General features: G+C 44.9%; 18 protein-coding genes. 16 read left to right on the plus strand and 2 right to left on the minus strand.

Annotated features, from left to right (window positions below; all coding sequences use genetic code 11):
• Window positions 1-138: 138 nt before the first annotated feature.
• From AB5706_RS09485 to AB5706_RS09550, 14 genes are all read left to right on the plus strand, one after another.
• The gene (locus AB5706_RS09485; RefSeq protein ID WP_368366024.1) at window positions 139-795 is read left to right on the plus strand and encodes an HD domain-containing protein; all 657 of its coding nucleotides are present in this window, start codon (window positions 139-141) and stop codon (window positions 793-795) included.
• Between the two features lie 556 nt (window positions 796-1,351).
• A complete protein-coding gene (locus AB5706_RS09490) occupies window positions 1,352-2,299 on the plus strand; it encodes an L-lactate dehydrogenase (RefSeq protein ID WP_204452664.1) in 948 nt (315 codons plus the stop codon).
• Between the two features lie 191 nt (window positions 2,300-2,490).
• On the plus strand, window positions 2,491-3,285 hold the full coding sequence (locus AB5706_RS09495; RefSeq protein ID WP_368366025.1) for a CoB--CoM heterodisulfide reductase iron-sulfur subunit B family protein: 795 nt from the start codon (window positions 2,491-2,493) through the stop codon (window positions 3,283-3,285).
• Window positions 3,285-3,686, plus strand: coding sequence for a 4Fe-4S dicluster domain-containing protein (locus AB5706_RS09500; RefSeq protein ID WP_173716025.1), 402 nt, complete (start codon window positions 3,285-3,287; stop codon window positions 3,684-3,686). Before AB5706_RS09495 ends, AB5706_RS09500 begins: the two co-directional genes overlap by 1 nt.
• A 7-nt stretch (window positions 3,687-3,693) precedes the next feature.
• Window positions 3,694-5,682 carry a CoB--CoM heterodisulfide reductase iron-sulfur subunit A family protein gene (locus AB5706_RS09505; protein ID WP_173718187.1) on the plus strand — a complete coding sequence of 663 codons (1,989 nt, stop codon included), beginning with the start codon at window positions 3,694-3,696 and terminating at the stop codon, window positions 5,680-5,682.
• Entirely contained in the window at window positions 5,673-6,116 is a 444-nt protein-coding gene (locus tag AB5706_RS09510) for a hydrogenase iron-sulfur subunit (protein ID WP_118578139.1), read from the plus strand. The genes AB5706_RS09505 and AB5706_RS09510 overlap by 10 nt, the downstream gene beginning before the upstream one ends.
• Window positions 6,104-7,078, plus strand: coding sequence for a 4Fe-4S dicluster domain-containing protein (locus AB5706_RS09515; RefSeq protein WP_195409075.1), 975 nt, complete (start codon window positions 6,104-6,106; stop codon window positions 7,076-7,078). The genes AB5706_RS09510 and AB5706_RS09515 overlap by 13 nt, the downstream gene beginning before the upstream one ends.
• Window positions 7,079-7,081: 3 nt before the next feature.
• Complete coding sequence (locus AB5706_RS09520; RefSeq protein WP_173718185.1) at window positions 7,082-8,143, plus strand: 4Fe-4S dicluster domain-containing protein; 1,062 nt, start codon at window positions 7,082-7,084, stop codon at window positions 8,141-8,143.
• Entirely contained in the window at window positions 8,143-8,997 is an 855-nt protein-coding gene (locus tag AB5706_RS09525) for an FAD/NAD(P)-binding protein (RefSeq protein WP_021924662.1), read from the plus strand. Before AB5706_RS09520 ends, AB5706_RS09525 begins: the two co-directional genes overlap by 1 nt.
• A gap of 271 nt (window positions 8,998-9,268) precedes the next feature.
• On the plus strand, window positions 9,269-9,943 hold the full coding sequence (locus AB5706_RS09530) for a 2Fe-2S iron-sulfur cluster-binding protein (RefSeq protein ID WP_118578143.1): 675 nt from the start codon (window positions 9,269-9,271) through the stop codon (window positions 9,941-9,943).
• A 15-nt stretch (window positions 9,944-9,958) separates the two neighbouring features.
• On the plus strand, window positions 9,959-11,572 hold the full coding sequence (locus AB5706_RS09535; protein ID WP_173770990.1) for an FAD-dependent oxidoreductase: 1,614 nt from the start codon (window positions 9,959-9,961) through the stop codon (window positions 11,570-11,572).
• A 127-nt stretch (window positions 11,573-11,699) separates the two neighbouring features.
• Window positions 11,700-12,542, plus strand: coding sequence for a fumarate hydratase (locus tag AB5706_RS09540; protein ID WP_148461094.1), 843 nt, complete (start codon window positions 11,700-11,702; stop codon window positions 12,540-12,542).
• Window positions 12,543-12,544: 2 nt separating this feature from the next.
• Entirely contained in the window at window positions 12,545-13,111 is a 567-nt protein-coding gene (locus AB5706_RS09545; RefSeq protein ID WP_118578146.1) for a Fe-S-containing hydro-lyase, read from the plus strand.
• A 156-nt stretch (window positions 13,112-13,267) separates the two neighbouring features.
• Window positions 13,268-13,957, plus strand: a complete 690-nt coding sequence (locus AB5706_RS09550; protein WP_118578147.1) for a YoaK family protein — start codon at window positions 13,268-13,270, stop codon at window positions 13,955-13,957.
• A gap of 157 nt (window positions 13,958-14,114) precedes the next feature.
• On the opposite strand, the gene AB5706_RS09555 is transcribed toward AB5706_RS09550, so the two are convergent.
• Complete coding sequence (locus AB5706_RS09555) at window positions 14,115-15,506, minus strand: sodium-dependent transporter (RefSeq protein WP_195380143.1); 1,392 nt, start codon at window positions 15,504-15,506, stop codon at window positions 14,115-14,117.
• 491 nt (window positions 15,507-15,997) lie between these two features.
• On the opposite strand from AB5706_RS09555, the gene pflB reads away from it, so the two are divergent.
• Together pflB and pflA are read left to right on the plus strand one after the other, a co-directional pair.
• On the plus strand, window positions 15,998-18,253 hold the full coding sequence (gene pflB / locus AB5706_RS09560; RefSeq protein ID WP_173770987.1) for a formate C-acetyltransferase: 2,256 nt from the start codon (window positions 15,998-16,000) through the stop codon (window positions 18,251-18,253).
• 105 nt (window positions 18,254-18,358) lie between these two features.
• Window positions 18,359-19,087, plus strand: a complete 729-nt coding sequence (gene pflA, locus AB5706_RS09565) for a pyruvate formate-lyase-activating protein (RefSeq protein WP_118578234.1) — start codon at window positions 18,359-18,361, stop codon at window positions 19,085-19,087.
• Window positions 19,088-19,438: 351 nt separating this feature from the next.
• On the opposite strand, the gene AB5706_RS09570 is transcribed toward pflA, so the two are convergent.
• Window positions 19,439-21,148 carry a RecQ family ATP-dependent DNA helicase gene (locus AB5706_RS09570; RefSeq protein ID WP_368366026.1) on the minus strand — a complete coding sequence of 570 codons (1,710 nt, stop codon included), beginning with the start codon at window positions 21,146-21,148 and terminating at the stop codon, window positions 19,439-19,441.
• Between the last annotated feature and the right edge of the window lie 87 nt (window positions 21,149-21,235).

Here is a 21,235-nt window from a genome sequence, read left to right on the forward strand (position 1 = left end):
GCATCTGTCGAATTGTAACCGACAGGTGCTTTCTTCTTCTCAAAATTTAAACAAAATTTTACATGGCTAAGACAACAACATGCTTTTTCCCCCTTATAATTATCCTGAGAAAAAAGCTAAAAAGGAGAACTGATCTACTTGAAGTACCAGGAAATTGTAAATAATAAGGAAATTAATGCATATCTGAAAAAGGGAGACGCCAATCTGGGGACAATGGGGTTTACGGATCATTCCAAGGCACATTGTATACAGGTTTCCCACAGAGCCGGAAAAATACTGGAAAAACTGGGATATTCCAAACATGATGTGGAACTTGCCAAAATTGCAGGATATATGCACGACATTGGAAATGCCATCAACAGAACTCATCACGCAGAATACGGTGCCTTGCTTGCAAACGATCTTTTAAAAGAAACCAATATGCCAATGGAAGACCGTATTACCATTGTATCTGCCATTGGAAATCATGATGAATCTACAGGAAACCCTGAAGACGTTGTTTCAGCAGCTCTGATTATTGCAGATAAAACAGATGTAAGAAGAAGCCGAGTGCGCCAGAAAGAAAGCTCAGCATACGATATCCATGACCGCGTGAATTACGCGGTTACAGAATCCAAGCTGAAAATTGAGAAAGACAAATCTGTACTTGCCTTGAATCTTCAAGTGGATGAAAGCATCTGTTCTATGTACGACTATTTCGAGATTTTTCTGGATCGGATGATGCTTTGCAGAAAATCAGCGGAAGTTCTGAAAACCACATTTAAGCTAACGGTAAATGGACGTAAAGTGCTATAGAGACAAGCTTATTGTGAAGGTTTTTGGGAACTCTTCAGATGAACTATATATAAATAAGTGTTGTTTATATGAGCGAGGAGCCAAATTTTCATATAAGCAGACATAACCGTTACCGAAAGTAACCTACATAAAAATACACAAAACAGAGCTCCTATATTTGTACAATATGTAGAAGCCCAAAAATAAAGATAAAAATTTCAAAAAATAGTTGTTAAAAGATTGTCATTGTGGTATCTTAATGAGAGCGGAGAAAACCAATATTTTATGCGGAGACGAAGAGGGAAAAGTCCTTTTGTTGAGAATTGTTTGTCAAGAAACACATAGTGACATGACTTGAACCAGGAAAACAGGAAGAAAATCCTCTGTGTTTCTGGTTTAGGCCATGTCACAAGGCAGAAAATAAAGTTTTTACCCGCTTTTTTTCTAACTGTGATTGTTAAAAAATAAACAAGAAACAAAGGACATCACACAGGGAAAACCAACCAATCCCACGGAAAAGTAACAAAACAGAGGGAAAAGTTGACACAATCCCACACCCCCATGAAAGGAGTTTTTTATGAGCAGCAAAATTACCATTATCGGAGCTGGAAGCGTTGGCTCCACTATCGCTTACACACTGGCACACGATGAGATCGCTTCCGAGATTGTTCTGATCGACATCAACAAGGAAAAGGTAGAAGGCGAGGTTATGGACATTGAGCAGGGAACCTGCTTCAGAAGCCCTGTATCTCTGGTAGCCGGAGATTACGCAGATGCCAAAGATTCCGACATTGTGATCATCACATCCGGAATCGCCCGCAAACCTGGACAGACCCGAATTGAGCTTACTCAGACAAACGTAAATATTCTGAAGAGCATCACTCCTCAGATCGTAAAAGAAGCTCCGGACGCAAAGTATATTATTGTAAGCAACCCGGTAGACATTATGACCTATGTATTTACCAAGATTTCCGGTCTTCCGGAGAATCAGATTATGGGATCCGGAACTATTCTTGATACAGCAAGACTTCGCTATGGACTTTCCGAGCACTTCAAAGTAGCCCAGGGAAATATCCACGCTTATGTGTTTGGCGAGCACGGCGACACCTCCTTCATTCCATGGACAGGCGCTTACATTTCCGGTCTCAGCACAGATGAGTATTATGAAGAAATGAAAGCTCACGGCAAGGATGTGAAACCTCTGGATAAAGAAGCCATGCTGGAATATGTACAGAAATCCGGCGGAAAAGTTATTGCAAAGAAAGGCGCAACCTTCTACGCAGTATCTGCTACCGTTTGCCAGCTGGTAGGTCTGATCCTGGCAGCTTCCGATTCCCTTGCAACCGTATCCTCCATGCTTCACGGTGAGTATGGAATCGAAGATGTGTGCCTGAGTACCCTTACTCTTGTAGGACCAAATGGAATACAGGGAAAAGTTCAGATGCGTATGAATAAAGAGGAAATTGCATTGCTGAAGAAGAGTGCCGATGCCCTGAAGGAAGTAATCGCACAGATTGAGCTTTAAAAGTTATTGTTCCCAGATATTATTCCGTGAAGCAATACATTCAACTATACCAGCAAAGACATCCCGGCTTCTATCGTGGAAAGCGGTAAGTCGGGTTCCACTTTGCGAAAGCAACCCAAATAGCTGCTGTTTACATATGTGAATTTAGAAAAGCATATTTTGTGAACAGTAACAAGAAAGGAACAAGAAGCATGAAGTACAGTTATTATCCAGGATGTACCCTGAAGAATAAGGCAAAAGATCTGGATGCCTATGCCAGAGCTTCTGCAAAAGCACTGGGCTTCGAAATGGAAGAGATAGAAGACTGGCAGTGCTGCGGCGGCGTATATCCTCTTGGCAGCGATGAGATTGCCACCAAACTTTCTTCCGTCCGGGCTTTAAATGACGCAAAAGAAAAAGGACAGGATCTGATTACAGTCTGTTCAGCCTGTCATCATGTGCTCAAACGTGTGAACGACGACATGAAAAACGTGGACGACATCCGCACCAGAGCAAATAATTATCTGAAACTGGATACTCCATATAAAGGAGAGACAAATGTCCTTCATTATCTGGAAGTACTCCGTGATGAAGTTGGATTTGATGAGATTAAAAAGAAAGTGGTAAATCCTTTAACCGGCAAAAAAATCGGTGCATATTATGGCTGCCTTCTTTTAAGACCAGGAAAAATCATGTCATTTGATAATCCGGAGAATCCAACCATTATGGAAGACTTCATCCGTGCCCTTGGCGCAGAACCTGTGGTATACCCATACCGCAATGAGTGCTGCGGCGGCTACATTTCCCTGAAAGAAAAAGAAATGGCACAGAATATGTGCGAGAAAATCATGGACAGTGCAAAGGGCTTTGAAGCAGATATGCTGATCACAGCCTGTCCACTTTGCATGTATAACCTGAAAAAGAACGGAACCGGCGATCTTCCTGTTTACTATTTTACAGAACTTCTTGCAGAAGCTCTCGGAGTAAAAGAGGAGGTGGCGAAGTAATGGCTTATACATATGGAAATACTCAGAATGCGGCAGAGCGAATCAAAGAAATTTCCGGAGTAAATCCCCTGAAATGTATGAAATGCGGAAAATGCTCCGCAACCTGTCCTGCATTTAACGAGATGGATATCAAGCCTCACCAGTTTGTAACTTATGTACAGAACGGCGATATTGAAGCACTGGCACAGTCAAAATCCCTTTGGAAATGTCTTTCCTGTTTTGCATGCGTGGAGCGTTGCCCAAGAGATGTAAAACCGGGAAAACTGATCGATGCAGCCAGACAGCTGGTTGTCCGTGAGCGTGAACAGAACTATCTGACCGCAGACGAAATTCCGGAGCTGCTTGATGAAGACACACCGCAGCAGCTGTTGGTAAGTGCATTCAGAAGATACAGGAGGTGAAAAACAGGTGCAGAGAATAGGTGTATTCGTATGTCATTGTGGTACCAATATTGCAGCCACAGTTGATGTAAAAAAAGTAGTAGAGATGGCAGCAAAAGAGCCGGGCGTTGTTCATGCGGAAGATTATCAGTACATGTGCTCTGAAGCAGGACAGGCCAAGATCATTAACGCCATCCATGAAAAAAATCTGACAGGAATCGTAGTCTGTTCCTGTTCCCCGCGTATGCATGAGGCTACCTTTAGAAAGGCAGCACAGAAAGCGGGCTTAAACCCATATATGGTAGAGATTGCCAATATCCGTGAGCATTGCTCCTGGATCCACAAGGATATGGAAGAGGCTACCTTAAAGGCAGTAATCCTTGCAAGAGCCGCAATTGCAAAAGTAAATCTGGATGCTCCTCTTCAGCCAGGCGAGAGCCTTGTAACCAAACGAGCTCTTGTAATCGGCGGAGGTATTGCCGGAATCCAGTCAGCCCTTGACATTGCAGAGGCTGGTTATGAGGTTGATATTGTAGAGAAGCTTCCAAGTATTGGTGGAAGAATGTCCCAGCTGGACAAAACCTTCCCAACTCTGGACTGCTCCGCATGTATCCTTACACCAAAGATGGTAGAGGCAGCAGCACATGAGAAAATCAACATCTATACATACAGTGAAGTTGAGAAGGTAAGCGGCTTTGTAGGTGACTTCACCGTTGATATCCGCAAGAAAGCAAGAAGCGTGGATATGAGCAAATGTACCGGATGCGGCGTTTGTTCTGAGAAATGTCCGTCCAAGAAAAATCCAAACGAATTTAACCGCGGTCTGAACAACAGAAGTGCTATCTATATTCCGTTCGCTCAGGCTATCCCAAATGTTCCGGTAATCGATCGCGAGCATTGTACCAAATTCAAAACCGGAAAATGCGGTGTCTGCTCCAAGGTTTGTGCTGCAGGTGCAATTGATTATGAGCAGAAGGATGAAATTGTTACACAGAAATACGGTGCAATCGTGGTTGCAACCGGTTTTGACGTGATTCCGCTGGATAAATATGATGAGTACGCTTACAGCCAGAGTAAGGACGTTATCACCTCTCTTGAGCTTGAGCGTATCATGAATGCAGCAGGACCTACAAAAGGTCATCTTGAGAGACTTTCCGATGGAAAAGCTCCGAAAAACATTGTATTTGTACAGTGTGTGGGAAGTCGTTGCTCTGATGAAAGAGGAAAGAGCTACTGCTCCAAGATCTGCTGTATGTACACTGCAAAACATGCAATGCTGATCCGTGACAAATACCCGGATACAAATGTAACTGTTTTCTACATTGACGTTCGTACTCCAGGCAAAAACTTCGATGAGTTCTACAGAAGAGCTGTTGAAGATTACGGTGTAAATTATGTAAAAGGCCAGGTTGGAAAGGTAATCCCACAGCCGGATGGAACTCTTATGGTTCAGGCTTCTGACCTGCTTGAAAATAAACAGATCCTTATGGAGGCTGATATGGTGGTTCTTGCAGCTGCCATCGAGCCAAACAAGGATGTAAGAAAAATTGCAACTATGCTTACCGCAAGTATTGATACCAACAACTTCCTCACAGAAGCACATGCAAAGCTTCGTCCGGTAGAGTCCCCTACAGCTGGTATTTTCCTTTCCGGTGTCTGCCAGGGACCAAAGGATATTCCGGAGACCGTTGCACAGGCTGGCGCAGCAGCAGTGAAGGCAATCGGCCTTCTTGCAAAAGACAAGCTGACCACCAACCCATGTACGGCACATTCTGACGAGCTTCTTTGCAACGGATGCTCCCAGTGTGCAAATGTGTGTCCGTATGGTGCGATTTCCTATGAGGAAAAACAGGTAAATGACCACGGAATCCGTGAGACAAGAAGAATTGCTGTTGTAAACAATGCTCTTTGCCAGGGCTGTGGTGCATGTACCGTAACCTGCCCGTCCGGAGCAATGGATCTCCAGGGATTCTCCAACAGACAGATTTTAGCGGAGGTAGATGCAATATGTCGATAGAAGCAAAAGAAGAATTCAGACCGAAGATCGTGGCATTCTGCTGTAACTGGTGCAGCTACGCAGGTGCAGACCTTGCAGGAAGCAGCCGTCTTTCTTATCCGGCTGATGTAAAGATCATCCGCGTACCATGCTCCTGCCGTGTAAATCCAATGTTTATCCTCCGTGCCTTTGAAAAAGGTGCTGACGGCGTGATCATGTGCGGCTGCCACCCGGGAGACTGCCATTACACAACCGGAAACTATTACGCGAGAAGACGTATGACCCTTCTTTTCTCCATGCTGGATTTCATCGGTGTGGAAAACGGCCGTACCCGTGTTGAGTGGGTATCTGCCGCAGAAGGTGTAAAATTCTCCCAGACTATGAATGAATTTGTGGAAAAAATCCATTCTCTGGGTAAAAACGTCAGATTGGAGGATTTAAGATGCAGGAACTGATCGCTCGTGCAAAAGAACTGCTGGCTGATGGAACCGTAGCACGTGTTCTTGGCTGGAAAGCCGGAGACCTGCCTTACAATCCGGAAGCAGCATATTTCGAAACTGCAGAAAGCCTGGATGAATTTGTCTACAATGGTTTCTGCGGACAGAATTTAAGTAAAATGATGATCGAGGCTTCCAAATTAGAGGGAAAAACTCTTGTCTGTCTGAAGCCTTGTGATACCTACAGCTTCAACCAGCTGATCAAGGAGCACCGTGTAGATCGCGAAAAAGCCTACATTATCGGTGTTGGCTGTAAAGGAAAGCTGGATGTGGAAAAGCTTCGTAAAATGGGCATCAAGGGAATCCAGAGCATTTCCGGCGCTGAGCTTACCGATGATTGTGAAACACTTAACGTTTCCACAATCTACGGAGACAAGACAGTAGCTTACAAAGATGCTATGTTGGAGCGCTGCCATGTATGCAAAGGAAAAGAGCACATGATCTACGACGAGATCATCGGCGAATCCAAGGATACAAAGGATGCAGACCGTTTCGCAGAAGTTGAGAAAATTGAGAAAATGAGCCCGGAAGAGCGCTTCGCATTTTTCCAGAAGGAGCTTAGTAAATGTATCCGCTGTAATGCATGCCGTAATGCATGTCCGGCCTGCAGCTGCCGTAAATGTGTGTTCGACAGCACCAAGTTTGACAGCGCACAGAAGGCAAATGTGGATTCCTTTGAAGAAAAAATGTTCCACATTATCCGTGCATTCCACGTTGCAGGAAGATGTACAGACTGCGGTGAGTGCAGCCGTGTCTGCCCGCAGGGTATTCCGCTTCATCTGTTTAACCGTAAGTTCATCAAAGATATTGATACTTTCTACGGTGAATATCAGGCAGGAGCAGATGCTGAGTCAAAAGGCCCGCTGACCAGCTTTACATTTGATGATGTAGAGCCAGGTGTAGTGGCAGAAAGGGGATAATGTATGTATAAGATTGAAAAAGAAAATCTGGAAGCATTATTCCGGAAAATCGCAGAAAGCCAGGATCTGATCCTTCCAATCAAAAAGGCAGGACAGACCAACTTCGGCCTTTGGAGTGAGGGAGAAGAGGCAGACCTTGAGACCTTGAAAACCGTAAAATCCGGCAAAGATGCCTTTTTCCCACAGAGCGAAACACTTTACACCTGTGTTCGTGATGGAAAGAAGCTGACCGTAGAGCCGGAAGAGCTGAGAAGTCGTCCTTTCGTTGTATTTGGCATGAAGGCCTGCGATGTAAAAGGTGTTGCAGTTCTGGATAAGGTTTTCCTTGCAGATCCTGTTGATACATTTTACGCAGCAAGAAGAGATCATGGAACTATCGTTGCCATGGCTTGTCACGAGCCGGAGGAATCCTGCTTCTGTAAGGTTTTTGGAACAGATGCAGCAGATCCGGAAGCAGATGCCGACGTAAAAGGCATTGCCGATGTAGCAGCCTGGATGGTGGAGGGAAGCCTTTACTGGAAAGCTCTTACTGAAAAAGGAGAGGCTCTTACAGAAGCAGTAAAAGAACTTCTTATCCCGGCCGACGACGATCAGGTAAAAGTGGATGCGGAAAAAGAGGCAATCAGAGCCATTGTGGAAAAACTTCCATACACCCATCTTTCCCTGGAAGGCTGGGATGGAAACGCCACAGATGAGAAGTTTAATTCTCCTGTCTGGGAGACCTTATATAAACCATGTCTGGCATGCGGAACCTGTACCTTTGTATGTCCGACCTGCCAGTGCTACGACATTAAGGATTACGACACAGGACACGGTGTAAAGCGTTACCGCTGCTGGGATTCCTGTATGTATTCCGATTTCACAATGATGGCTCACGGAAATAACCGTACCAGCCAGATGCAGAGATTCCGTCAGAGATTTATGCACAAGCTTGTATATTTCCCTGCTAATAACGACGGTATGTACTCTTGTGTAGGCTGTGGCCGCTGCGTGGAAAAATGTCCGTCATCTTTAAATATCGTAAAGGTGATCAAGGCTTTTGAAAAGCATGGAGGTGAAAAGTAATGAGCGAGTGTACCTGTCATAAAAATTATACTCTGGATACTCTGATCCCGCAGGTTGGCGTGATCACAGATATTCATGAGGAGACTCCGGATGTAAAAACATTCTGTGTAACAGCACCGGATGGAGGAAAGCTTTTTGAACATATGCCTGGACAGTGTGCCATGGTTTGTGCTCCTGGTGTAAGCGAAGGTATGTTTTCCATTACTTCCTCTCCTACAAATAAAGAGTATCAGGAATTCAGTATTAAGAAATGTGGTGAGCTGACCTCTTATCTTCACAGCCTTCAGGTGGGAGATGAGATCACAGTCCGTGGACCATACGGAAACCATTTCCCGGTAGAGGATAAGTTGAAAGGCAAAAATCTTCTCTTTATCGCCGGAGGTATCGGTCTTGCACCACTTCGTTCCGTGATCAATTACGTGCTGGACAACCGTGATGACTACGGCACTGTAGACATCCTCTACGGTTCCCGTTCCGCAGACGATCTTGTAAAATTAAAAGAGATCCAGGAAGTGTGGATGAATGCAAAAGACGTAAACGTCTATCTGACCATCGACCGTGAGCAGGAAGGCTGGGACGGACATGTAGGTTTCGTACCGACTTATTTAAAAGAAATCGGCTTTGATACCAACAAAGTCGCATTAGTCTGTGGACCGCCGATCATGATCAAATTCGTACTTCAGGGCCTTGAGGAGCTTGGATTTACAAGAACTCAGGTTTATACAACACTGGAGCTTCGTATGAAGTGCGGTATTGGTAAATGCGGACGTTGTAATATCGGATCTAAGTACGTATGTAAAGATGGTCCGGTTTTTAGAATGGACGAGATCGATCAATTACCTGACGAGTACTAAACTTTTTAATCTTAAGAAACTTTCGAATAAATGAATCAGTTATTGCCAGTACACAGACTTGGGGAATGGGTATCTCGCTAAGATGCCCATTTCAGGAGCGGTTTTAGCGGCGCTGAAATCCAGCGCTTACGAAGACTTAGGAGTGAAGGCTCTCCTGAACTCCTTAGTCGCAGTTAGCGATTAGTTCAGCAGAGCGTTGCGACGGGCACGTGCGGGATACCCATTTCACAAGTCGTACGGGTTGAATAAGTAGAAGAAAGGACCCCACAACATGGAAAATATGGTAAACGTATATTTCTTCGGTAAAAAATACACCGTACCAGCTGACCTGACCATTATGACGGCCATGGAATACGCCGGATACACTTTAAAACGCGGCTGCGGCTGCCGTCACGGCTTCTGCGGCGCCTGCGCCACAATCTACAGAATCAAAGGCGACAACGAACTGAAAACCTGTCTTGCCTGTCAGACACAGGTACAGGAAGGCATGTATGTAGCAAGCATCCCGTTCTTCCCTACAGACAAGAGACTCTACAACATCGAAGACCTTCAGCCAAACCAGCAGGTCATGATGGAGCTCTACCCGGAAATTTACAGCTGCATCGGCTGTAACGCGTGTACAAAAGCATGTACCCAGGGCTTAAATGTAATGCAGTACATCGCATATGCGCAGAGAGGTGAGCTTGAGAAATGCGCAGAAGAATCCTTTGACTGCGTAAGCTGCGGATGCTGTTCCGTAAGATGTCCGGCAGGTATCTCCCATCCGATGGTAGGTCTTCTTGCAAGACGTCTTACAGGAAAATACATTGCTCCTAAGAGTGAGCATCTTGAAAAACGTGTAGAAGAGATCCATGAAGGCAAATACGATGATCTGATCGAGCAGATCATGCAGAAACCGATCACAGACATGGAAGAACTTTATAACAACAGAGAAATTGAGAAATAAGGAGGGCATAAAAACATGTACGCACCATATCCAGAAAATATGATGGAATCCATCAAAAAGGTAGAGGCTACAAGAGCACAGCGTATGGCAACAGAGCCAAGACGTCTGAGCGCTGATGAGAAAGATGCTCTTCTTAAGAAATTCCATCCAGACTATAACCCGGATGCATTTGCAGAAATCAAAGTAGGACCAAACAAAGGACAGAAGGCACCACTGGAGCTGGCAGAAATGCTTCACTCCGAAAGCCGTCTTCTGAATGAAAAAATTGACCTTAACAAAATCGATTATGATGTAGATGTACTTGTAATCGGCGGCGGCGGTGCAGGCTCCTCCTGTGCCATCGAAGCACACAATGCAGGTGCCAACGTTATGATCGTGACCAAGCTTCGTATCGGTGATGCCAACACCATGATGGCAGAAGGCGGAATCCAGGCAGCTGACAAAGAAAACGATTCTCCTGTACAGCATTATCTGGACTGCTTCGGCGGCGGACATTTTGCTGCAAAACCAGAGCTGGTAAAGAGACTTGTAATGGAAGCTCCGGATGCAATTAAATGGCTGAATGATCTTGGCGTTGAGTTCGACAAAGAAGACGATGGAACCATGATCACCACACACGGCGGCGGAACATCAAGAAAGAGAATGCACGCTGCAAAGGATTATTCCGGATCTGAAATCATGCGTACTATCCGTGACGAGGTTCTGAACCTTGGCATTCCGGTAGTAGAATTTACTTCCGCTGTAGAACTTCTGAAAGATGAAAAAGGACAGACTGCAGGTGCTGTTCTTCTTAATATGGAAACCGGCGATTACTCCGTTGCAAGAGCAAAAACAGTTGTCATTGCAACCGGCGGAGCAGGAAGAATGCACTATCAGGGATTCCCTACCTCTAACCACTACGGTGCAACCGCAGATGGTCTTATACTTGGTTACAGAGCAGGTGCTTCCCTTCTTTATCAGGATTCCATCCAGTACCATCCAACTGGTGCCATTTATCCGTCACAGATCCTTGGCGCACTGGTAACAGAGAAAGTTCGTTCCGTTGGCGCGCAGCTTGTAAATGCAAACGGAGAAGCCTATATTCACCCTCTGGAAACCCGTGACGTCAATGCTTCCGGTGTTATCCGTGAGTGTGAGGAAGGCCGTGGCGTAGAGGTTCCTGGCGGACTGAAAGGTGTATGGCTGGATACTCCGATGATTGAGATCCTTGGAGGAGAGGGAACTATTGAGAAGAGAATCCCGGCAATGTTCCGTATGTACATGAACTATGGCGTTGATATGAGAAAAGTGCCGATCGTAATCTACCCTACTCTGCACTACCAGAATGGTGGTCTGGAAATTGATGGAGATGGATTTACAAAAGAAATCCCGAACCTTCTGGTTGCAGGAGAAGCTGCAGGCGGAATCCATGGAAGAAACAGACTGATGGGCAACTCTCTTCTGGACGTAATCGTATTCGGAAGAAATGCCGGTAAAAAGGCAGCTGCAAAATGCAAAGAGGTAGAGCTTGGAGAAATGAACCTGGATCATATTTACGCATATGAGAAAGAGTTAAAAGCAGCAGGAGCAGAGACCGATAAAGTATCTCCGTTACTGCTTCCAAACTATGCCCGTCATGAGCAGAGATAATAACCAGATAGTTAAAAAGAACTTCCGGTACCGTTAAATTGCCGGTATCGGAAGCTTTTTATATAATGTGAAAGGATATGTCGCCTTTTGGCGGTATGCCATAAATGAAAGAAGGGAGCTTACCAAAATGCGTGAAGTAGAAGTAAGCAGACTTACAGACGTCATCGAAAAACTCTGTATCGAAGCAAACGAACATCTTCCGGAAGACGTAAAATGCGCTATCAAAACATGTCGCGCATGCGAAGACGGAGAGATTGCCAAGGGTATTCTTGACAATATTATCGAGAATTTTGATATTGCAGATAACGAAAATGTACCGATCTGTCAGGATACAGGAATGGCATGTGTGTTCCTGGAAATCGGACAGGATGTGCACTTTGTTGGCGGAGATCTTACTGATGCCATCAATGAAGGTGTACGCCGCGGATATACAAACGGATATCTTCGCAAATCTGTTGTAAAAGATCCTGTACGTCGTGGAAACACAGGAGACAATACACCGGCTATGATTTATACAGAAATCGTTCCTGGCGATAAAGTGAAGATCACAGTGGGCCCGAAAGGCTTCGGAAGTGAGAATATGAGTATGATCCGTATGTTCAAGCCATCTGCAGGACTTCAGGGAATCAAAGATTTCATTCTGGAAGTCGTTGAGACAGCAGGCCCGAATCCATGCCCTCCGATGGTTGTAGGGGTTGGAATCGGCGGAACCTTTGACAAATGTGCTCTTCTTGCAAAGAAGGCACTGATGCGTCCTCTGGATTCCCACAATCCTGATCCATTCTATGCAGAGCTGGAAGATGAAATGCTGGAGAAAGTAAACAAGCTTGGAATCGGACCACAGGGCTTTGGCGGAAAAACCACAGCCATCGGCCTGAACATTGAGACAATGCCTACTCACATTGCGGGAATGCCATGTGCAGTCAACATCAACTGCCACGTTACCCGCCACAAAACGGAGGTGATCTGATCATGGAAAGAAGACATATTACACTGCCTCTGACGGAAGAACTGGCAAAAACCCTTCACGCAGGAGATCAGGTTCTCCTTACCGGAACCATCTACACATCCCGTGACGCAGGTCACAAGCGTATGTGTGAGGCTCTTGCAAAAGGCGAAAAGATTCCTTTTGATCCAACAGATGCAACTATTTATTATGTAGGTCCAACTCCTGCAAAACCAGGTCAGGTCATCGGATCTGCCGGACCAACTACCAGCGGCCGTATGGATGCCTACGCACCAACCATGATGTCTGTAGGAGCCCGCGGAATGATCGGCAAAGGAGCGCGTCTGCCTGAAGTAGTAGAAGCCATGAAAAAATATCACGGTGTTTACTTCGGAGCCATCGGCGGTGCCGGCGCCCTTCTTGCCAAATGTATCAAAAAAGCGGAGCTTATCGCATACGAGGATCTGGGCGCAGAAGCTCTCCGTAAGCTTTACGTAGAAGATATGCCCCTTGTAGTCATTATTGACAGCGAAGGCAACAATCTTTATGAAGAGGGAAGAAAAGAGTATCTGGAAGCGCATAAAGAAAACTAATAATTGTGACGGAAATCCTGCAGAAAGTCTTTTTCAAATACGCTCCAGGCATATAAGATATATATACTCCACATATCAAAATAGATGTTTACAGAAAGCATTATTTATTCTATAATCTGAAGATATGTATACGAAAGACGAAAGAAGGAGCTTATTATGGACCATCATAAAAGGGTACAGACCTCAGAAGCATTCATAAACAGTGCATTCCTTGCAGTGTCAGGAGGATTTCAGGATGCCTATACCTATTTTACCCGCGATGGCGTTTTCTCCAACGCCCAGACCGGAAACGTGGTACTGATGAGTGAGCGGTTTATGAACGGCGAAGTGAAAGCAGGATTGCATTATCTCATTCCCCTGACCGCATTCTTTCTTGGAGTTCTGTTAGCGGAACGCATTCAGGAAAAATTCCGCTATGCCAGACGCCTTCACTGGCGCCAGGGAATCCTTCTGGTAGAGATCATCCTGCTGTTTCTGGTTGGCTTCATCCCAGGGAACCTGAACGTGCTTGCCACCACCCTGGTATCCTTCTCCTGCGCCCTTCAGGTGCAGACCTTCCGAAAGGTTGAAGGAAATGCCTATGCCAGCACCATGTGTATCGGAAATCTGAGAAGCGGCACTGCCGCTCTTTCCGCTTACATGCGTGAAAGAAAGCCACGCCTGCTTCGTCAGGCCTTATGCTACTTCGCCATTATTTTCCTGTTTGCCATTGGCGCAGGAATTGGCGGCAGACTTTCAATGGCTTACGGCGAAAGAGCCATCTGGGTATCCAGCATCCTGCTTCTCATCAGCTTCCTTTTAATGTTTATTGAGGAAATCGAAGAGGCAGAACACCGCTGGCAGTGAGAAATTAATAAAGCTTCAGTATCTTTACAATTACAAATTATAAAAAACATCCAGTCTCCATATAACGATGGCAGGCTGGATGTTTTTTTACAATATAATCTTTCACAAATTGTGAGGCACATCTTGCAGAAAGTCTTCCTCAAACATGCTCTGCAGTTTAAGATAAAATCCCTGTAGACTGTAAAAACAGAATAAACATCATAACCGGTGCAACAAAGCGGATCATGACGCGGTACAATTTTTTCCTACGGAACTTATCTCCGCTTCTTTCCATTTCGCTAATCACATAATCCGGCGTTACGACCCAGCCGATGAGAATCGTGGAAAGCAGTGCAATAAACGGCATCATAACACTGTTGCTGATGTAATCCATAATATCAAGAAGCTGTCCTACAGAACCGTTCGGAAGCTTCACTTCCACATAGAAAATACTGTATCCCAAAGCGATAACTGCGGAAGCTGCAAGGTAGATCACAGATAAAACAAGAACTGTTTTTTTACGGCTGGTATGAAAAATTTCCATGCAGTTTGCAGTAATAGATTCCAGTACGGAAATACAGGAAGACAAGGTTGCAAAAATAGCAGTTACGAAAAACAGGATTCCTACGAAGGTACCAGCTTTTCCCATTGCAGAAAATACCTTTGGCAGGGAAATAAACATCAGGCTTGGTCCGGCACCCATTCCCTCAGTGCCGGAAAACACATATACAGCCGGGATGATCATGGCACCTGCAAGAAAGGCAACACCTGTGTCAAAAATTTCAATCTGATTGATCGCTTTGTTTAGGTTCACTTCAGGTTTTACATAGGAGCCGTAGGTGATCATAATTCCCATGGATACACTGAGTGAAAAGAACAGCTGGCTCATGGCATCCAGCAGAATCTGCAGAAAACGCTGCACAGTCAGTCCTTCAAGGTCAGGCGTCAGGTAGTAAAGAAATCCCTGTAAGCCGGTGCGAAGCTGACCGGAAGCATCCGTATGTGAAATCGTAAGAGAATACACTGCAATCACTACGACCAGAACTAGCAGGACCGGCATCATCCATTTGGATACTTTTTCAATCCCCTTTTCCACGCCATTGTATACAATGAAAGCAGTAACACCCATGAAAAGCAGTGCGAAGATCACCGGTGAAGTGGAAGAGGTGATAAAGGCTGTAAAATAGTCATCTGCGGCAGCTGCCTGTGCCTGACCGGTTATGTATACCACTGCATATTTGGTGATCCATCCGCCGATGACCGCGTAATAGGTCATAATAAGCACTGGTACAAGGAAGGTAAGGATTCCCAGGAACTTCCATCTGGGACGCATCTGGGTATAGGCTCCGATGGCACTCTTCTGTGTACGCCGTCCGATCGCAATATCCGAGGTGAGAAGGGCAAATCCGAAGGTTAGTACCAGAATCAGGTAGATAATTAAAAATAAGCCGCCTCCGTCCTTTGCGGCAAGGTATGGGAATCTCCACAAATTTCCCACTCCTACAGCACTTCCGGCTGCAGCCAGGACAAAACCAAGCTGTCCTGAAAAATGGTTTGATTTCTTTTCCATTACATTTGTTTCCCCCTTAATGTTGTAAGAATAGGATAACATATGACAAGATAATAGTAAAACAAATACTTAAATTTTTAGCAAGCAGAAAGGAGTATAAGTTATTGTCCACTTCGTTCACAGCAACACGCTCCGCGATGGCATTGAACATGGCGATACAGATAAGACCATCGAGAGCTTCACGAAAATTCATTCGTTAAGCGATAGCCCCTTCAATTAAGTTGACAAAATTTAACAAAGTATATCGAGAATATTTCTCTGTATTTACTACAGTGAAAATGGGGCTTACAAATGGAAAAATGAATTAAAGTACATAATATAGGACTTATATATAGGGAAATCCATTTTTTACCAGATAAATTGTACTTTATTAAAAGCATTCCCCAAACCGATTGACTAAGAAATAACAATCTCGTATACTACAATCGTTAAACTAATAACAATTCTTCAATATACGCGGAGAACTATAAAATAAAGAAAGAGGTACAAGAATGAAAGATTTTGCACAGTGGGAAGGCTTCGAAGGAAATCGTTGGAAAGAACAGATTAACGTTCGTGATTTTATCCGTCACAATTATACCCCTTATGACGGAGACGATTCTTTCCTGGAAGGCCCGACCGAGGCTACTGACAAACTGTGGGGAAAGCTGCAGGAGCTGCAGAAAGCAGAGCGTGCCAACAATGGTGTGCTTGACATGGAGACAAAGGTTGTCACAGGCCTGACCGCATACGGACCAGGATATATTGCTGAAGACCTAAAGAATCTTGAGAAGGTTGTAGGACTTCAGACAGACAAGCCTCTGAAACGTGCATTTATGCCATACGGCGGAATCAAAATGGCTGAGCAGGCATGCGAAATGTACGGCTACAAGGTAGATCCTCAGATCCACGATATGTTTACAAAATATGAGTTCAAAACACATAACCAGGGCGTTTTTGACATTTATACACCAGAAATGAAAAGAGCACGTCACAGCCACATCCTTACCGGACTTCCGGATACTTATGGACGTGGACGTATAGTTGGCGATTACAGACGTGTGGCTCTGTACGGTATTGACGCTCTGATCGCAGGCAAGGAGAAAGACTTTGCAGACAGCGACCGCCAGGGTATGAGACGTTATGATTTCCAGCTTCGTGAGGAAATCGCAGATCAGATCCGCGCTCTTAAAGGAATGAAAGAGATGGCAAAGGTCTATGGTTATGATATTTCAGAGCCTGCAAAGAATGCTCATGAGGCATTCCAGTGGCTGTACTTTGGATATCTTGCAGCAATTAAGACCCAGAATGGTGCTGCAATGAGTGTTGGACGTATCTCCACATTCCTTGATATCTATATTGAAAGAGACCTTAAGAATGGCGTGATCACTGAGAAAGAGGCACAGGAGCTTGTTGACCACATGGTAATGAAATTCCGTATGGTTAAATTTGCAAGAATTGAGTCCTACAACCAGCTGTTCTCCGGTGACCCGGTATGGGCAACTCTTGAGGTTGCAGGTATTGGTGTTGACGGACGCCACATGGTTACCAAGAATGACTATCGTTTCCTTCATACTCTTGAGGATATGGGACCGGCTCCGGAGCCAAACCTTACTGTTCTTTATTCTTCCAAGCTGCCGGAAAACTTCAAGAAATATGCTGCTAATATTTCTGTTACAACAAGTTCTATCCAGTATGAGAACGATGATGTTATGCGTCCGGTATGGGGCGATGATTATTCCATCTGCTGCTGTGTATCTGCTACTGAGACTGGTAAGGAAATGCAGTTCTTTGGAGCTCGTGCAAACCTTGCGAAATGCCTCCTTTATGCGATCAACGGTGGTGTGGATGAGAAGTTAAAGACTCAGGTAGGACCGGAGTACAAGCCGATCACTTCCGAGTATCTTGATTATGATGAGGTTATGCAGAAATATGACCAGATGATGGACTGGCTGGCTCATCTGTATGTAGGAACTCTGAACATGATCCACTATATGCATGATAAATATTACTATGAGGCAGCTGAGATGGCGCTTATCGATACCAAGGTTGAGCGTTCTTTTGCAACAGGTATTGCTGGATTTTCACATGTAGTAGATTCTCTGTCTGCTATTAAGTATGCGAAGGTAAAAGCTATCCGTGATGAGGATGGAATTACCACTGATTTCCAGGTTGAGGGTGATTTCCCACGCTATGGTAATGATGATGACAGAGCAGATGAGATTGCAAGAAATCTGCTTTCCACCTTCATGGATAAACTGAAACACATCCATACCTACCGTGATTCCAAGCCAACCACTTCTATTCTTACCATTACTTCTAACGTTGTTTATGGTAAAGCTACCGGAGCTCTTCCGGATGGAAGAAAGGCTGGAGAGCCTCTGGCACCTGGAGCAAACCCATCTTACGGAGCAGAGCAGAACGGACTTCTTGCTTCCCTGAACTCTGTTGCAAAGCTTGACTATGAGGATGCACTGGATGGAATTTCCAATACACAGACCATTAATCCGGAAGCTCTTGGACATAGTGATGAAGAGCGTACAGATAATCTGGTACATGTACTGGACGGATATTTCAACCAGGGTGCACATCACCTGAACGTAAATGTATTTGGCAAAGAGAAACTGATCGATGCTATGGAGCATCCGGAAAAAGAGGAGTATGCAAACTTCACTATCCGTGTTTCCGGTTATGCAGTTAAGTTTATCGATCTGACAAGAGAGCAGCAGTTGGATGTTATTGCCAGAACCTGCCACGACAGAATGTAAGTCTGATATTTTAAAATAGTATCGGCGAAACAAAAGGGCATGCAATACAATATATGTTAGAGGTTGCATGTCCTTTTTATAAATATGAATGCAAAGGAATTAGAAATGTTAAAAGGCTATGTTCATTCTCTGGAGAGCTTCGGGTCTGTGGACGGACCTGGAGTGAGATATGTGATTTTTCTTTCTGGCTGTGCTATGCGTTGCCAGTTCTGCCATAATCCGGATACCTGGAATATGACAGATGGAAAAGAGTACACTACGGATCAGCTTTTGAAGACAGCACTTCGGTTTAAGTCTTACTGGGGAGATAAGGGTGGTATCACGGTGAGCGGCGGGGAACCACTTTTGCAGATGGATTTTCTCACAGAGCTTTTCCGTAAGGCAAAGGAAGCGGGAGTCCATACTACTTTGGATACCAGCGGAAATCCTTATACGACTAAGGTGCCGTGGCATTCTAAGTGGCTGGAGCTGATGAAGTATACAGATCTTCTGCTTCTGGATATCAAGCAGATCAATGAGCAGGAGCATGTGAAGCTTACCGGGCAGACCAATACGAATATTCTTGCCATGGCCCGTGAGCTTTCGGATATGGGTAAGCCTGTTTGGATCCGGCATGTGTTAGTACCGGGGGGCAGTGACAAGGATGAGTATCTGCACCAGCTGGCGGATTTTATCCATACACTGAAAAACGTTGAGCGCGTGGAAGTTCTTCCGTATCATACTCTTGGCATTTTTAAATGGGAAAAGCTGGGGATTCCTTATCCGCTGGAGGGCGTGAAACCTCCAACGCAGGAGAGGATTGATAATGCCAGACGGATTCTTGGGGCGATTTAAGAGCGTGAGAGAAAGTAAATAAAACTCCTTAAGGGGAGGCCGTTGCGGACTGGAAATGAGTTCGCAATGGTCTCTTTTAAGTTGCTATTTAATGTGTTGGGAGGGTGAAAAGTTTTTCAGGAGGGACGCATTTGGACAATGTGTATTACTCACTCGCCGGCGCAACGCTCCGATGAACTAATCGCTAACTGCGACTAATGCGTTCGGGAGAGCCCTCACGCATAAGTCTCCGTAAGCGCTGGATTTCGCTTACGCTAAGAGCGCGCCTGAAATGGCTCGCTGGAGTAATACACATTGCCCAAATGCTGTGTGTCGGCTGGAACTTTTCAACACACTAAATAGCAATAATGTTTAGTGATCAGCAGACTGAAATGCGGAAATTTCCTGTAAAAATCGTTGTCCGTATTTCTTAAGTTTGTTCTGTCCTACACCGGATACATTGAGCATTTCATCCTCATTCTGAGGAAGTTTACTGCACATATCGATAAGGGTTCTGTCGGTGAAGACGATGTAGGGAGGGACAGATTCTTCCTTGGCAATCTGGAGCCGGAGCTGACGTAAGGCTTCAAAAAGGGCAGAATTGCGGCTGGAGTTTGTGGCGGTGGAATCAGTGGATGAGCTTTCGGTGGAAGCGGAAAAACTGTCCTTTTTGAATGGAGTTTTGTGTTTCTTTGTGGTTGATATTTTCTCTTTTTCTTTGAATTTCTTTATTATAATCTTTGTATTTTTATTTTGTAAATCTGCAATATTTCCTGCTTTTAAAACACTGTATTCTCCTTCTGTTTGGATAATATAACCCATACGGATCATCTGGCTTATAAGGAGCCGGAGATCGGCTTCGGTGCGGTTTTCTAACTGACCATAGCAGTTGTAGGAGGTGGCGCCAATGTCCTTTAGACGGGCTTTTTTAGAGCCCAGGAGGGTGCTGATTACCAGAGACTGGCCATAGCGGCCGCGCATTTCAGTGATGCAGCCGACTACCCATTTGGCATCCAGGGTCATATCCAGTTCTTCAAATTCCTGGTGGCAGTTGCCACAATTATCACAAGGCTGATGTGTGGCTTCTCCGAAGTATTCCAGGATGTAATTGCGCAGGCAGGAGGTGGTCATGCAGTAGCCTTCCATAAGCTGGAGGCGGCGGGAATCCTGGCGCTTTACCTGGTCGATTTCCTGGAAATCCATGCCCTCGAAGTCTTTGCTTCCAAGAAGCAGTTTGCTGATCATCACATCCTGGGCGGAGAAGAGAAGAATGCATTTAGCTGGTTCGCCGTCTCTTCCGGCACGTCCGGCTTCCTGGTAGTAGTTTTCCATGCTCTGAGGCATGTTGTAATGGATGACGAAGCGCACGTTGGACTTGTCAATTCCCATACCAAAGGCATTTGTGGCGATGACTACCTGAGCACGGTCGTAGATGAAATCATCCTGGCTTTTCTTGCGGATATCGTTGCTCATTCCAGCGTGGTAACGGGTTACAGAGACGCCTTGTTTCAATAATTTCTCATACAAAGTATCCACGTTTTTTCTGGTTGCACAATAGATGATTCCGCTTTCGTTCGGATGGGTTTCTATGTAATTTTGGATAAATATATCCTTCTGCTTTCCAGTGAGATGTTCCACTTGATAATAGAGATTTTCTCTGTCAAAACCAGTGACAACAACGTTGGGATTCTTCAGTTTCAGGATCCTTGCTATGTCATTTTTTACCACTTCTGTTGCGGTGGCAGTGAAGGCACTGATGATCGGATTGCCAGGCAGCTGTTCCACAAAATCTATGATTTTTAAGTAACTTGGACGGAAATCCTGTCCCCATTGGGAGATACAGTGGGCTTCGTCTACAGTTACCATGGAGATAGGAGTATGGAGCGCGAAGCTTAGAAATGAAGCTGTTTCCAGTCGTTCTGGTGCTACGTAAATAATCTTATAGACACCTCGCGCAGCGAAAGAAAGAGCCTTATTGATTTGTCCCTCAGTCAGCGAAGAGTTGATATAAGCAGCATGGATCCCCGCTTCATTCAGTGACTTCACCTGGTCCTGCATAAGAGAAATCAGCGGTGAAACCACCAGCGTAATTCAACATCATAAACTTAAGATTAGATATTACACATTTATATTATCCTGCTAAAAACTCATTTCAAAAGGGCAGATTAA

This window comes from Ruminococcus sp. RTP21484sp1_RTP21277st1_D2_RTP21277_210401 (assembly GCF_040924225.1).
In the GTDB taxonomy this organism is placed as follows: Bacteria; Bacillota; Clostridia; order Lachnospirales; family Lachnospiraceae; genus Blautia_A; species Blautia_A faecis.